This window comes from Gammaproteobacteria bacterium, from assembly GCA_037388465.1.
Classification (GTDB): domain Bacteria; phylum Pseudomonadota; class Gammaproteobacteria; order SpSt-1174; family SpSt-1174; genus JARRKE01.
The window spans coordinates 1-12,042 of record JARRKE010000012.1 but is presented as its reverse complement, the minus strand read 5'-3'; the positions used below and the strand labels follow the sequence as shown (position 1 = coordinate 12,042).

At 62.2% G+C, this 12,042-nt stretch carries 14 protein-coding genes and 1 tRNA gene; 1 reads left to right on the top strand and 14 read right to left on the bottom strand.

The window, feature by feature from the left end:
- Positions 1-3 precede the first annotated feature (3 nt).
- The 12 genes from P8Y64_03900 to rlmE all read right to left on the bottom strand — a co-directional run bounded on the left by P8Y64_03900 (position 4) and on the right by rlmE (position 9,717).
- Positions 4-504, bottom strand: a complete 501-nt coding sequence (locus tag P8Y64_03900; protein ID MEJ2059615.1) for an NAD(P)H-dependent oxidoreductase subunit E — start codon at positions 502-504, stop codon at positions 4-6.
- Positions 504-1,757, bottom strand: a complete 1,254-nt coding sequence (locus P8Y64_03895) for an NADH-quinone oxidoreductase subunit D (GenBank protein MEJ2059614.1) — start codon at positions 1,755-1,757, stop codon at positions 504-506. The genes P8Y64_03900 and P8Y64_03895 overlap by 1 nt, the downstream gene beginning before the upstream one ends.
- Entirely contained in the window at positions 1,750-2,466 is a 717-nt protein-coding gene (locus P8Y64_03890; protein ID MEJ2059613.1) for an NADH-quinone oxidoreductase subunit C, read from the bottom strand. The genes P8Y64_03895 and P8Y64_03890 overlap by 8 nt, the downstream gene beginning before the upstream one ends.
- A 17-nt stretch (positions 2,467-2,483) precedes the next feature.
- Positions 2,484-2,960 (bottom strand): NADH-quinone oxidoreductase subunit B, encoded by a 477-nt coding sequence (locus P8Y64_03885; protein ID MEJ2059612.1) that lies wholly within the window; start codon positions 2,958-2,960, stop codon positions 2,484-2,486.
- Positions 2,951-3,307 (bottom strand): NADH-quinone oxidoreductase subunit A, encoded by a 357-nt coding sequence (locus tag P8Y64_03880; protein MEJ2059611.1) that lies wholly within the window; start codon positions 3,305-3,307, stop codon positions 2,951-2,953. Before P8Y64_03880 ends, P8Y64_03885 begins: the two co-directional genes overlap by 10 nt.
- A 184-nt stretch (positions 3,308-3,491) precedes the next feature.
- Positions 3,492-3,576 (bottom strand) — tRNA-Leu (locus P8Y64_03875).
- Between the two features lie 16 nt (positions 3,577-3,592).
- Positions 3,593-3,964 carry a preprotein translocase subunit SecG gene (secG, locus tag P8Y64_03870; protein ID MEJ2059610.1) on the bottom strand — a complete coding sequence of 124 codons (372 nt, stop codon included), beginning with the start codon at positions 3,962-3,964 and terminating at the stop codon, positions 3,593-3,595.
- An 18-nt stretch (positions 3,965-3,982) separates the two neighbouring features.
- The gene (tpiA, locus tag P8Y64_03865; GenBank protein ID MEJ2059609.1) at positions 3,983-4,735 is read right to left on the bottom strand and encodes a triose-phosphate isomerase; all 753 of its coding nucleotides are present in this window, start codon (positions 4,733-4,735) and stop codon (positions 3,983-3,985) included.
- Positions 4,736-4,813: 78 nt separating this feature from the next.
- Entirely contained in the window at positions 4,814-6,157 is a 1,344-nt protein-coding gene (gene glmM, locus P8Y64_03860) for a phosphoglucosamine mutase (protein MEJ2059608.1), read from the bottom strand.
- Positions 6,158-6,160: 3 nt separating this feature from the next.
- Positions 6,161-6,940: a dihydropteroate synthase gene (gene folP, locus P8Y64_03855; protein ID MEJ2059607.1), complete on the bottom strand. Its 780-nt coding sequence runs from the start codon at positions 6,938-6,940 to the stop codon at positions 6,161-6,163.
- 173 nt (positions 6,941-7,113) lie between these two features.
- The gene (gene ftsH, locus P8Y64_03850; GenBank protein MEJ2059606.1) at positions 7,114-9,036 is read right to left on the bottom strand and encodes an ATP-dependent zinc metalloprotease FtsH; all 1,923 of its coding nucleotides are present in this window, start codon (positions 9,034-9,036) and stop codon (positions 7,114-7,116) included.
- Positions 9,037-9,093: 57 nt separating this feature from the next.
- Complete coding sequence (rlmE, locus tag P8Y64_03845; protein ID MEJ2059605.1) at positions 9,094-9,717, bottom strand: 23S rRNA (uridine(2552)-2'-O)-methyltransferase RlmE; 624 nt, start codon at positions 9,715-9,717, stop codon at positions 9,094-9,096.
- 66 nt (positions 9,718-9,783) lie between these two features.
- Between rlmE and P8Y64_03840 the strand changes: the two genes are divergently transcribed.
- Complete coding sequence (locus P8Y64_03840) at positions 9,784-10,077, top strand: YhbY family RNA-binding protein (GenBank protein MEJ2059604.1); 294 nt, start codon at positions 9,784-9,786, stop codon at positions 10,075-10,077.
- A 31-nt stretch (positions 10,078-10,108) separates the two neighbouring features.
- Here the strand turns inward: P8Y64_03840 and greA are convergent, their stop codons facing one another.
- Both greA and carB read right to left on the bottom strand, forming a co-directional pair.
- Entirely contained in the window at positions 10,109-10,585 is a 477-nt protein-coding gene (gene greA, locus P8Y64_03835; protein ID MEJ2059603.1) for a transcription elongation factor GreA, read from the bottom strand.
- The coding region (gene carB / locus P8Y64_03830) for a carbamoyl-phosphate synthase large subunit (GenBank protein MEJ2059602.1) at positions 10,582-12,042 on the bottom strand (1,461 nt) is incomplete at its 5' end. The genes greA and carB, both read right to left, overlap by 4 nt.

Sequence of the window (12,042 nt, the reverse complement as noted above, 5' to 3'; positions counted from 1 at the left end):
CGCTTACTCCAAGCCGTCCAGGATCTGATCGATCTTTTCGGGCGTGAGATTTTCGTAATACACGTGATCCACCTGCATCATGGGCGCACCACAGCAGGCGGCCAGGCACTCCTCTTCCTGCTTGAGATAGAACTTCCCGTCCGGCGTGCTTTCTCCGGTCTTGATGCCCAGCTTGTTCTCGATATGTTCGACGACGTTGTCGGCGCCGCAGAGCATGCACGACACGTTGGTGCACACGGAGATCGTGTGGCGGCCGACCGGCTCCAGTTCGTACATGGAATAGAAGCTGCCGACCTCGTAGACCGCGATCTCGGGCAGGCCGAGATAATCCGCCACCGCGTCCATCTTTTCGGTGGACAGGTAACCGTCCTCATGCATCACGGCGCGCAGGGCGGCCAGCAACGCGGACTGCTTCCGGTCTTCCGGGTATTTTTTCAACCAGTGATCGATCTCTTCGCGCTCGTGGGCGGTCAGCAGATCGCGCTTGTGCTTGAGTTCGGTCATCAGCGGTCGACCTCCCCGAATACGATGTCCTGGGTGCCGATGATGGCAACCACATCGGCCAGCATGTGCCCGCGCGACATCTCGTCCAGGGCGGACAGATGTGCGAAACCGGGCGCGCGGACCTTGAGGCGGTAAGGCTTGTTGGCACCGTCGGAAACGAGATACACACCGAATTCGCCCTTCGGATGCTCCACGGCCGCATAGGCCTCGCCCTCGGGCAGACAATAGCCTTCGGTGAAGAGCTTGAAGTGGTGAATCAGCGATTCCATGTCCGCCTTCATTTCCTCGCGCGGCGGCGGGGAAACCTTATGATCGTCCAGCATCACCGGGCCGGGATGATTGCGCAGCCATTCGACACACTGCTTGATGATGCGATTGGACTGGCGCATTTCTTCGATACGCACCAGATAACGGTCGTAGCAGTCGCCGTTGACGCCCACCGGGATATCGAAATCCATGGCGGGATAGACTTCATAGGGCTGCTTCTTGCGCAGGTCCCACTCGACACCCGAACCGCGCAGCATGGGACCGGTGAAGCCGAGCTGCATGGCCCGCTCGGGGCTGACGACACCGATGCCTACGGTGCGTTGTTTCCAGATGCGATTATCGGTCAACAGCGTTTCGTAGTCGTCCACGCAGCCAGGGAAGCGTTCGGTGAAGGCCTCGATGAAATCGAGCATGCTGCCGCTGCGTTCCTCGTTGAGCTTTTGCACTTCCCGCTCGGAACGCCAGCGCGAGGCCTGATATTTCGGCATGACGTTGGGCAGGTCGCGATATACCCCGCCCGGGCGGTAATAGGTGGCATGCAGACGCGCACCGGAAACCGCTTCGTAGCAGTCCATCAGGTCTTCGCGTTCACGGAATGCGTACAGGAAGACGGTCATGGCGCCGATATCGAGCGCATGCGCACCGAGCCACAACAGGTGGTTCAGGATTCGGGTGATCTCGTCGAACATGACGCGGATGTACTGCGCCCGGATCGGCGCCTCGATTCCGAGCAGCTTTTCGATGGCAAGCACGTAGCCGTGTTCGTTGCTCATCATGGACACGTAGTCGAGCCGGTCCATATAGCCGATGCTCTGGTTGTACGGCTTGCTCTCGGCAAGCTTTTCGGTGCCCCGGTGCAACAGGCCGATGTGCGGGTCGGCGCGCTGGATAACCTCGCCATCCAACTCCAGCACCAGACGCAACACGCCGTGCGCGGACGGATGCTGCGGTCCGAAATTCAGGGTGTAGTTACGAATCTCAGGCATTGGACTTGCCCTCCTCCGTTTCGGGATGGAGGTAGCGATGATCGTGTCGGATCACCTTGGGAACGAGAACGCGCGGCTCGATGGAGACAGGCTGGTACACCACGCGCTGCTGTTCGGGGTCGTAGCGCATCTCGACATGACCGACCAACGGGAAGTCCTTGCGGAACGGATGACCGACGAAGCCGTAGTCGGTCAGCAGTCGACGCAGGTCCGGGTGGCCGTTGAAAACAATGCCGTACAGATCGAACGCCTCGCGCTCGTACCAGTTGGCGCTGCTCCAAACGTCGACGACGGAATCCACCATTGGCATCTCGTCGTCCGGACAAAAGACCTTGAGCCGGAGCCGGCGGTTTTCGGCCAGCGACAACAGATGATAGACGGCCGCGAAACGCGGCCCTTCGTGCTTGCCGAGCGGCGGCGCATCTTGAAAAGTGAAACGCCCGAACGTGGCCTTTTCGACCCCGCGCGAGAAACCCTCGCTGGTGGCGCCGTCGGTGGACCATTCCGTCACACCGTAGGTGAAATAATCGACACCGGCGACATCGATCAGAATCTCAAAGGCGAACTCGTCGCGCAGCGCGGTTGCGACCTCGTGCAGATTCTGCGCGGGCACTGTCAGCGTGACTTCGCCCACGGCCAGCGTCGCACCGCTGATACGATCGCCAAAGTGTTTTTCAAGCTGCGCGGCAAAGGATTGCAGATCCGACATCTTCAGCCCTCACTGCCTCAACGGGCGATGGTGTTGGTACGACGGATCTTGTTCTGCAATTGCAGAATGCCGTAAAGCAGAGCCTCCGCCGTCGGGGGACAACCCGGGACGTAGACGTCCACCGGGACAATACGGTCGCAGCCGCGCACCACCGCATAGGAATAGTGGTAGTAACCGCCGCCGTTCGCACAAGAACCCATGGAGATCACCCAGCGGGGCTCGGCCATCTGGTCGTAAACCTTGCGCAGCGCGGGCGCCATCTTGTTGACCAGGGTGCCGGCCACGATCATCACATCGGACTGGCGGGGGCTGGGCCGGAACATGATCCCGAAACGGTCGAGGTCATAACGGGCGGCGCCGGCGTGCATCATCTCGACCGCGCAACAGGCAAGCCCGAACGTCATGGGCCACATCGAGCCGGTACGCGCCCAATTAATGAGCTTATCGGCCGTGGTGGTGACGAACCCCTTGTCGAATTTGCCTTCTATTCCCATTCCAGCGCCCCCTTCTTCCATTCGTAGATAAAGCCAATCACGAGGATGCCGAGGAACATGGCCATGGCGAGCAGACCGAACAAACCGATCTTGTCGAGCACGACGGCCCAGGGGAACAGAAAGGCGATCTCGAGATCAAAGATGATAAACAGAATGGCGACGAGGTAATAACGCACGTCGAACTTCATGCGCGAATCCTCGAAGGCCTCGAAGCCGCATTCGTAAGGAGAGTCCTTGGCGGCGTCGGGTCGGCGCGGCCCCAGAATGGAACCCAGCGTCAAAATGGCAATGCCGGCGATTAGACCAATGGCGACAAATACCAGGATTGGCAGATAACCTTGCAGCATTCTCTGTTACTCCCCGCGCCCAAACTGCAGGACGCGAATTGCAGCGTATAGCCACAGTCAGATTCTTATCGCTCTACCCGAGTCTCCGCCGGCAAGCCGGCCGGACTTGAATAGGCCCTTTCCCTTATATTCATCAGACGGACATGCCGTCTTGACCGGATACCTACCTGGTTCCGGATAAGTATGGTGCCGACGGACGGAGTCGAACCGTCACGGCTTTCGCCACTACCCCCTCAAGATAGCGTGTCTACCAATTCCACCACGTCGGCGATTTCATGCTGTACCTTACTGAGGCACATCGCCCGGCGCTGTCGGCGCCGGTTTGGCGGGCGCCTGCTTCTTCTGCTCGGCACCCACAGGCTGTTTCTTGTCGGACTGCTGCGCGGCCTCTTTGACCACCACGCTGCTGTCGCTGGGCTGCGAGGCGTGTCCGGCGATATAAGTCAGTACAAGACTGTTAATAAAGAATACGGCCGCCAGAACAGCCGTCGCACGGCTCAGGAAATTCGCCGAACCCTGCGAGCCGAACACCGTGCCAGAAGCCCCGCTTCCGAAGGCTGCGCCGGCATCGGCGCCCTTGCCGTGCTGCAAAAGCACGAGCACGATCAGCGCCGCAGCGACGACCACCTGAACCACAATCAATATGCTGTAAAGCAACATAAAAGATATCCGTATTTAACTCGCGGCCTTGCAGATCGCGAGGAATTCGTCGGCCTGCAGCGACGCGCCACCGATCAGGCCGCCATCGATATCAGGCATGGCAAACAACTCGGCAGCGTTCGCCGCCTTCACGCTGCCGCCGTACTGGATGCAGATATTCTCGGCCACCGCGGCATCCAGCGCGGCGATACGGCCCCGGATAAAGGCGTGAACCTCCTGAGCCTGCTCAGGCGTCGCGGTCTTGCCGGTACCGATCGCCCATACCGGTTCGTAGGCGATCACCGCATCGCGGAAGGCCTCCGCACCGGCGGCTTCCAGCACCGCATCCAGCTGGCGTCCCACGACCTCCTCAGTTTTTCCGACTTCACGCTCTTCCAGCAGTTCACCAACGCAGAGAATCGGCGTGAGGCCGTTACGCTGTGCCGCGAGGAACTTGCGCGCCACGAGGTGGTCATCTTCCCCGTACAGGCTGCGGCGCTCGGAATGCCCCACAATCGCATATGTGGAACCGAACTCCTTGAGCATCGGTCCGGAAACCTCGCCGGTGAAGGCGCCGCCGTCCTCGGCACAGAGATCCTGGGCACCAAGACCGACCGGGCTGTCCGCCAGCATGTCCTGGACCATGGGCAGGTAAACAAAAGGCGGGCAGACCGCTACACCTGCGTCACCGACCTCTGGCATTCCGGACAGGATTCCCTCGATGAGGGTGCTGATACTCGTTTTCGAGCCATTCAGTTTCCAGTTTCCGGCAACCAGAGATTGACGCATGCCTTACCTGCCTCGTTGTGAAACAAAGCGCGCAAGCTTACAGCCCGGTTTCAGATAAATCAATTTGCAATTTCCGCCTCAGACACCGCTGGCCGAAGCCTGAACAGCCTCGGCAATCTGGCGGGCGTACCCCTTGACCGCCTCGGTGTCATCGCCTTCCACCATGACGCGAACCAGGGGTTCCGTTCCCGAAGCGCGCAACAGGACGCGGCCGCTGCCGTTCAGGCTGCGTTCCACGTCGGCCACGGCCTGGCGGATCAGGGGCGAACCCTCGAGATCGACGGTCTGCTCGACGGGTACGTTGACGAGGGTTTGCGGATATTTATGCATGGCCTTCTTGAGGGAGTGCAGGCTCTGCTCACTGGCCAGGATAGCCTGTAACACCAGGAGCGCCGAAATGACCCCGTCGCCGGTGGTAGTACGATCCAGGCAGATGATGTGCCCCGAAGACTCCCCACCCAGGCGCCAGCCCTCCGCCTGCAGCAACTCCATGACGTAGCGGTCCCCCACGGCGGCGCGGCAAAACGGAATACCGAGCCGCCCGAGCAGCTGCTCCAGGCCGAGATTGGTCATCTGGGTGCCGACCACCCCGCCCTCCAGCGTCCCCTCGGCATGGCGATGGCGGGCGATAATGCCCAGGAGTTCGTCACCGTCCACCACCTCGCCCCGGTGATCGACCATGATCAGCCGGTCGCCGTCGCCGTCCAGGGCGATGCCCAGATCGGCCTGATGGCGCAATACGGCGTCACACAACGCCTGAGGCGCGGTGGCCCCGCACCCGTCGTTGATGTTCAGACCGTTGGGCTCGTCGCCCATGCGCAGCACTTCGGCGCCCAGCTCCTCGAACACGTCCGGTGCCACGTGGTAGGTGGCGCCGTGTGCGCAATCGACCACGATGCGCAGTCCGTGCAGGACGGTCCCGGAGGGAAGACTGGCCTTGCAGTACTCGATATAACGGCCTGCGGCATCGACCACGCGCTCCGCCTTGCCGAGTTCGGCCGAATCGACGGTTTCCATCGGCTGCGCCATTTCCGCTTCGATGGAGCGCTCCACGTCGTCCGGGAGCTTGGTCCCCGCGGCGGAGAAGAACTTGATGCCGTTGTCGTAATAAGGGTTGTGCGAGGCGCTGATCACGATACCCACCGAGGCGCGCAGCGTGCGGGTCAGATAGGCCACGGCCGGGGTGGGCATGGGCCCCAGCAGGCGCACGTCGACGCCCGCGGCGGACAGCCCCGCCTGCAGGGCCGACTCGAACATATAGCCGGAAATCCGCGTGTCCTTGCCGATCACGGCCAGAGGATGGCCGTCCGCGGACAATACCCTGCCCGCGGCCCAACCCAGCTTGAGCACGAAATCCGCCGTCATCGGCGCCCTGCCGGTGCGTCCTCTGACCCCGTCGGTTCCGAAATAGCGTCTACTCATGTATTACTCCGCTGCCTGGACGGCCTGCAGGACCTGCAATGCCTCGACGGTGGGCCTCACATCGTGCACGCGCAGAATGGCCGCCCCTTTTTCCGCCGCGAACAGCGCCGCGGCGATACTGCCGGTCTGCCGTTCCTCCACCGGGAGGTCCAGGATCTGGCCGATCATGGTCTTGCGGGACATGCCGACCAGCAACGGCGCTCCCAGGTCGCCCAGGCGATCCAGGTGTTTCAAAAGGGAGAGATTATGCGCCAGGGTCTTGCCGAATCCGAACCCCGGATCGACCAGCAGGCGCTCGGTCGGCAGGCCGGCATCCAGGCAGGCCTGCATCTGAACGGCCAGAAAATCCCGGACTTCGCCCACCACGTCGCCGTAGTGCGGCGCCTGCTGCATGGTGCGGGGTTCACCGAGCATGTGCATGAGACAGACGGCCGCCCCGCTGGCGAGCGCCGCTTCCAGGGCCCCCGGCTCGCGCAGGGCGCGCACATCGTTGATCAGGTCCGCCCCCGCAGCCACGGCCTCGCGCATCACTTCCGGCTTGCTGGTATCGACGGAGATGGGCACATCAAACGCCTCGCGCAGCGCCTGAACGACGGGTATCACCCGTTGCACCTCGCTTGCCGCGTCCACGGCCGCGGCACCGGGCCGGGTGGATTCACCGCCCACATCCAGCATATCCGCCCCCTCCTCGACCAGGCGGCGGGCCTGGGCCAGGGCGGCATCCGGATCGAGGTAACGTCCGCCGTCCGAGAAGGAATCGGGCGTCACGTTCAGAATCCCCATCACCAGGGGGCGATCAAGCGGAATCGTTCGATGGGCACAGACAAGCGCAGTCACGGAACGGGGCACCTCTTCGAAAACGGTCGGGAATCATACGCCGGAACCGGATTTTACCCGTCGCAAACAAAAAGGGCGCGGGCCATTAAGGCCCGCGCCCGGTTGAAGCCGACAACCGCTCAGTGCTGGCTGGCCGGTCCGCCGATCGGCTTATCGCCCGGCTTGACGTCGCCGCTGCCGATCACCGGATTGCCGCCCTGGCTGGATGAATCATCATCATGCCAGTCGGCCGGCGGACGCGGCTGCTTGCCGGCCATGATGTCGTCGATCTGATCGGAATCGATGGTCTCGTACTTCATCAGGGCCTGCGCCATGGTATGAAGCTTTTCCATGTTATCCGTGAGGATTTTCTCCGCCCGCTGGTAGTTGCGGTCGATCACGTGGCGGATCTCCTCGTCGATCGCGTGAGCGGTTTCATCCGACATGTGCTTGTGCTGGGTCACGGAGCGGCCGAGAAACACCTCGCCCTCGTCTTCGCTGTAGGCCAGCGGGCCCAGGCGATCTGACAGGCCCCAGCGGGTCACCATGTTGCGGGCGATGTCGGTGGCGCGTTCGATGTCGTTCGAGGCCCCGGTAGTGACCTTGTCGGGACCGAAGATCAGCACCTCGGCGATACGCCCGCCGAACAGCGAGGAGACCTGGCTTTCCAGGCGCTGCTTGCTGTGGCTGTAACGGTCGTCCTCAGGCAGGAACATGGTCACGCCCAAGGCGCGTCCGCGCGGGATGATGCTGACCTTGTAGACCGGATCGTGATCGGGCACCAGGCGGCCGACGATGGCGTGGCCCGCCTCGTGATAGGCGGTGAGCTTCTTTTCCTCTTCGCTCATCACCATGGACTTGCGCTCGGCGCCCATCATGATCTTGTCCTTGGCGCGCTCGAAATCCTCCATGGTCACGGTGCGCTTGTTGGCGCGTGCCGCGAACAGGGCGGCCTCGTTGACCAGGTTGGCCAGATCGGCCCCCGAAAAGCCGGGGGTGCCGCGCGCGATCAGGTCGGGACGCACATTGTCGCCGATCGGGACCTTGCGCATGTGCACCTTGAGGATCTGCTCGCGGCCGCGCACGTCGGGCAGCGGCACGACCACCTGCCGGTCGAAGCGGCCGGGGCGCAGCAGCGCGGGGTCGAGCACGTCCGGACGGTTGGTCGCGGCGATCACGATAATGCCCTCGGAACCTTCGAAGCCGTCCATCTCGACCAGCAGCTGGTTCAGGGTCTGCTCGCGCTCGTCATGCCCGCCACCGAGACCGGCGCCGCGCTGACGGCCCACCGCATCGATCTCGTCGATGAAGATGATGCAGGGAGCGTGTTTCTTCGCGGTCTCGAACATGTCGCGCACGCGCGAGGCGCCGACGCCGACAAACATCTCGACGAAGTCGGAACCGGAAATGCTGAAGAACGGCACCTTGGCCTCACCCGCAATGGCCTTGGCGAGCAGGGTCTTACCGGTACCGGGGGAGCCCACCATGAGAACACCGCGCGGGATCTTGCCGCCAAGTTTCTGGAACTTGCCTGGATCACGCAGGAATTCGACCAATTCGGCCACTTCGTCCTTGGCTTCGTCGCAGCCGGCCACGTCGGTGAAGTTCACCTTGACCTGGTCCTCGCTCATCATCCGGGCGCGGCTCTTGCCGAAGGACATGGCGCCCCGGCCGCCTCCGCCGCCCTGCATCTGGCGCATGATGTAGATCCACAGGCCGATGATGAGGATGAAGGGGAACCAGCTGATGACCAGATCCCAGAAGATGGAACGTTTCTTGGGCGGCGCCGCGTGGATGGTCACGTTGTTCTTGAGCAGATCACCGATCAGCCCGGGATCGTTGGGGCTGTAGGTGGTGAACTTCTCGCCGTTGACCGTCACGCCGTCGATGCTGTTGCCTTCGATGTAGACGCTCTTGACGTTGCCGTTACGGACATCGCTGATGAACGTCGAATATGACATTCCCTGAGGCGACGAATGTTGCGGGCTGAAGTTGTTGAAGACAGTCATCAGCACGATGGCGATGACCGCCCAGAGAATAAGGTTTTTTGCCAAATCGTTCACAGCTACCTCTCGTCGCCTCTTTGTCAGGCGCCATACAGCACACGTATAGTGGCCACGTTACAATACTTTCAAACCCTGCGCTAGGACGTAGACCTCGCGCGACCGCGGCCTGGAAGCCTTGGGTTTGCGGATCTTCACCTGCTCGAACAACCGCCGGATCTCGGCCAGCAGCGCCTCCGAACCCTCGCCCTGAAAAAGCTTGAGCAGCAGACCGCCACCGGGCTTGAGTACCTCACGCGCCATCTCCACCGCCAATTCGGCCAGATACATGGCCCGCGGCTGATCCACCGCCTCCATCCCACTCATATTGGGGGCCATGTCCGAGATTACAAGGTCCGCCTTGCCGTCGCCGATCACGGCCAGGAGGCGGTCCAGCACCGCCTGTTCACGGAAATCCCCCTGCACGAACTCGACGCCCGGCAACGAATCCATGGGCAGGATGTCGGTGGCAATGACGGTGCCGTTGCGCCCCACCCAGCGCGCCGCCAGCTGACTCCAGCCGCCCGGCGCGGCGCCGAGGTCCACCACCGTCATGCCCGGCCGGATCAGATGATCCCGTGCCTGGATCTCCTCGAGTTTGAAGGCCGCACGCGAGCGAAGCCCTTCACGCTGCGCGCGTTTGACGAACTCGTCTTTGAAGTGTTCGTCAAGCCAACGGCGACTACTCTTACTCCTAGCCATGATCAATAATGTGCGCCCCCTCGGGGACAAGCACTTTCACACACTGTTTATGGGGAATCCGAATCGATGAAACTGGATGAAAAGCGCCGTAAGCACCTGCGCACCCTCGGCCACGACCTTCGGCCCGTGGTCATGGTCGCCGGACAGGGACTCAAGGACAGCGTACGGCAGGAACTCGAACAGGCGCTGGCGCATCATGAACTGATCAAGGTGAAGGTGAGCGTGGGCGACCGCAAGGTGCGCGACGCCCTGCTACAGGAAATCGCGGCATCCACCGGCGCCGAGCTCATCCAGCGGGTCGGCAACATGGGGCTGTTCTTCCGCCGCAATCCCGAGAAACCGGTGGTGCAGTTCCCTTGAACGGCTTCAATAACGCCCCTTTTAACAGGCTTTAGACGTAGCGCACCTCGACGATCTCGTAGTTCCTTTCACCGCCGGGGGCGACGACGGTGGCCACATCGCCTTCCTCCTTGCCGATCAGCGCACGGGCGATCGGGGAGGTAATCGAAATCAGGCCGGCCTTGATGTCCGCCTCGTCCTCGCCCACGATCTGGTAGGTCACCTCGTTTCCGCCCTCTTCGTCCGCAAGCAGCACGGTCGCTCCGAAGATGACCTTGCCGTTGGGGTTCATGGTGGTGACGTCGATGATCTGGGCGTTGGACAGCTTGGCTTCGATCTCCTTGATGCGGCCTTCGATGAAGCCCTGCTGTTCACGCGCAGCGTGGTATTCGGCATTTTCCTTCAGGTCGCCGTGCGCACGCGCCTCGGCGATGGCCTCGATCACGCGCGGACGATCGACGGTCTTCAGTTTGTGCAGCTCCGCCTTCAGTTTTTCCGCACCGCGGACAGTCAATGGCACCTTGTTCATCCAAGCACCTCCTGATGCAGGTCCTGCAGGCGATACACGTTTTCCGATTCAAGGAAACGAATCGCCTGGGCCATGGCGCTCGCGCCCGCAAGCGTCGTGGTATAGGCGACCGAGTGCTGTACGGCCTCTCTGCGGATGGTGAACGAATCCGCAATCGCCTGTTTGCCTTCCGTCGTATTGATGATGAGATCGATCTCGTCGTTCTTGATCATATCCACGATATGGGGACGGCCTTCGGTCACCTTGTTGACACTCTGGCAGGTCACGCCGCCGGCCTCCAGAACCGCGGCGGTCCCCCGCGTCGCGACGATGTCGAAACCGAGATCTTCCAGTATGCGCACCACCTCGACGATGCCGGATTTGTCGACGTCGCGCACGCTGATGAACGCGCGGCCGCTGCTGGGCAGTTTGACCCCGGCCGCGACCTGGGACTTGGCATAGGCCTCGGCGAACTCCCGGCCGACGCCCATCACCTCGCCCGTGGACTTCATTTCCGGACCGAGCAAAGGATCGACGCCCGGGAACTTGATAAACGGGAATACCGCCTCCTTGACCGAATAATAGTCACGGGGATGCGGTTCGGAAATTGCCTGTTCGGCAAGCGTCTTGCCGACCATGCAGCGGGCCGCGACCTTGGCCAGCGGAATGCCGACGCTCTTGGAGACGAACGGCACCGTGCGTGAGGCGCGTGGATTAACCTCCAGCACGTAGATGTCCTCACCCTGAATGGCGAACTGGGTGTTCATCAGCCCCACCACGCCCAGCCCCTTGGCGAGCTTGCGCATCTGTTCGCCGAGTTCCTGCTGCACCGGTTCGCTGAGGGAATACGGCGGCAGGGAGCAGGCCGAGTCGCCCGAATGCACGCCCGCCTGTTCGATGTGCTGCATGATACCGCCGATCATGACCGCCTCACCGTCGCATATCGCATCGACATCGACCTCGACGGCGTCGTCCAGGAACCGGTCGAGCAGCACCGGGGCGTCGTTGGAAACCTGAACCGCCTCGTGCATGTAGCGGCGCAGGTCGTCGACGTTGTAGACGATCTCCATCGCGCGCCCGCCGAGCACGTAGGAGGGACGCACCACCACCGGATAGCCGATCTCCTCGGCGGCCAGGATGGCCTGGTCCTCGGTGCGCGCGGTGCGGTTGGGCGGCTGCTTCAGGCCGAGCTTGTTGATCAGAGTCTGGAAGCGCTCGCGGTCCTCCGCCAGATCGATGGAATCCGGTGTGGTGCCGATGATCGGCACGCCGGCCTTTTCCAGATCGCGTGCCAGCTTGAGCGGAGTCTGACCGCCGTACTGCACGATCACGCCGGTCGGTTTTTCGACCCGCACGACCTCGAGCACGTCCTCCAGGGTGAGCGGCTCGAAGTACAGCCGGTCCGAGGTGTCGTAGTCGGTGGATACGGTCTCGGGGTTGCAGTTGACCATGATGGTCTCGTACCCGTCTTCGCGCAT

Excerpts from the sequence above, each read along its gene's own strand:
- P8Y64_03900 (MEJ2059615.1), bottom strand. The coding sequence starts at position 504 with ATGACCGAACTCAAGCACAAGCGCGATCTGCTGACCGCCCACGAGCGC.
- P8Y64_03895 (MEJ2059614.1), bottom strand. The coding sequence starts at position 1,757 with ATGCCTGAGATTCGTAACTACACCCTGAATTTCGGACCGCAGCATCCG.
- P8Y64_03890 (MEJ2059613.1), bottom strand. The coding sequence starts at position 2,466 with ATGTCGGATCTGCAATCCTTTGCCGCGCAGCTTGAAAAACACTTTGGC.
- P8Y64_03885 (MEJ2059612.1), bottom strand. The coding sequence starts at position 2,960 with ATGGGAATAGAAGGCAAATTCGACAAGGGGTTCGTCACCACCACGGCC.
- P8Y64_03880 (MEJ2059611.1), bottom strand. The coding sequence starts at position 3,307 with ATGCTGCAAGGTTATCTGCCAATCCTGGTATTTGTCGCCATTGGTCTA.
- tpiA (MEJ2059609.1), bottom strand. The coding sequence starts at position 4,735 with ATGCGTCAATCTCTGGTTGCCGGAAACTGGAAACTGAATGGCTCGAAA.
- glmM (MEJ2059608.1), bottom strand. The coding sequence starts at position 6,157 with ATGAGTAGACGCTATTTCGGAACCGACGGGGTCAGAGGACGCACCGGC.
- folP (MEJ2059607.1), bottom strand. The coding sequence starts at position 6,940 with ATGGGGATTCTGAACGTGACGCCCGATTCCTTCTCGGACGGCGGACGT.
- rlmE (MEJ2059605.1), bottom strand. The coding sequence starts at position 9,717 with ATGGCTAGGAGTAAGAGTAGTCGCCGTTGGCTTGACGAACACTTCAAA.
- P8Y64_03840 (MEJ2059604.1), top strand. The coding sequence starts at position 9,784 with ATGAAACTGGATGAAAAGCGCCGTAAGCACCTGCGCACCCTCGGCCAC.
- greA (MEJ2059603.1), bottom strand. The coding sequence starts at position 10,585 with ATGAACAAGGTGCCATTGACTGTCCGCGGTGCGGAAAAACTGAAGGCG.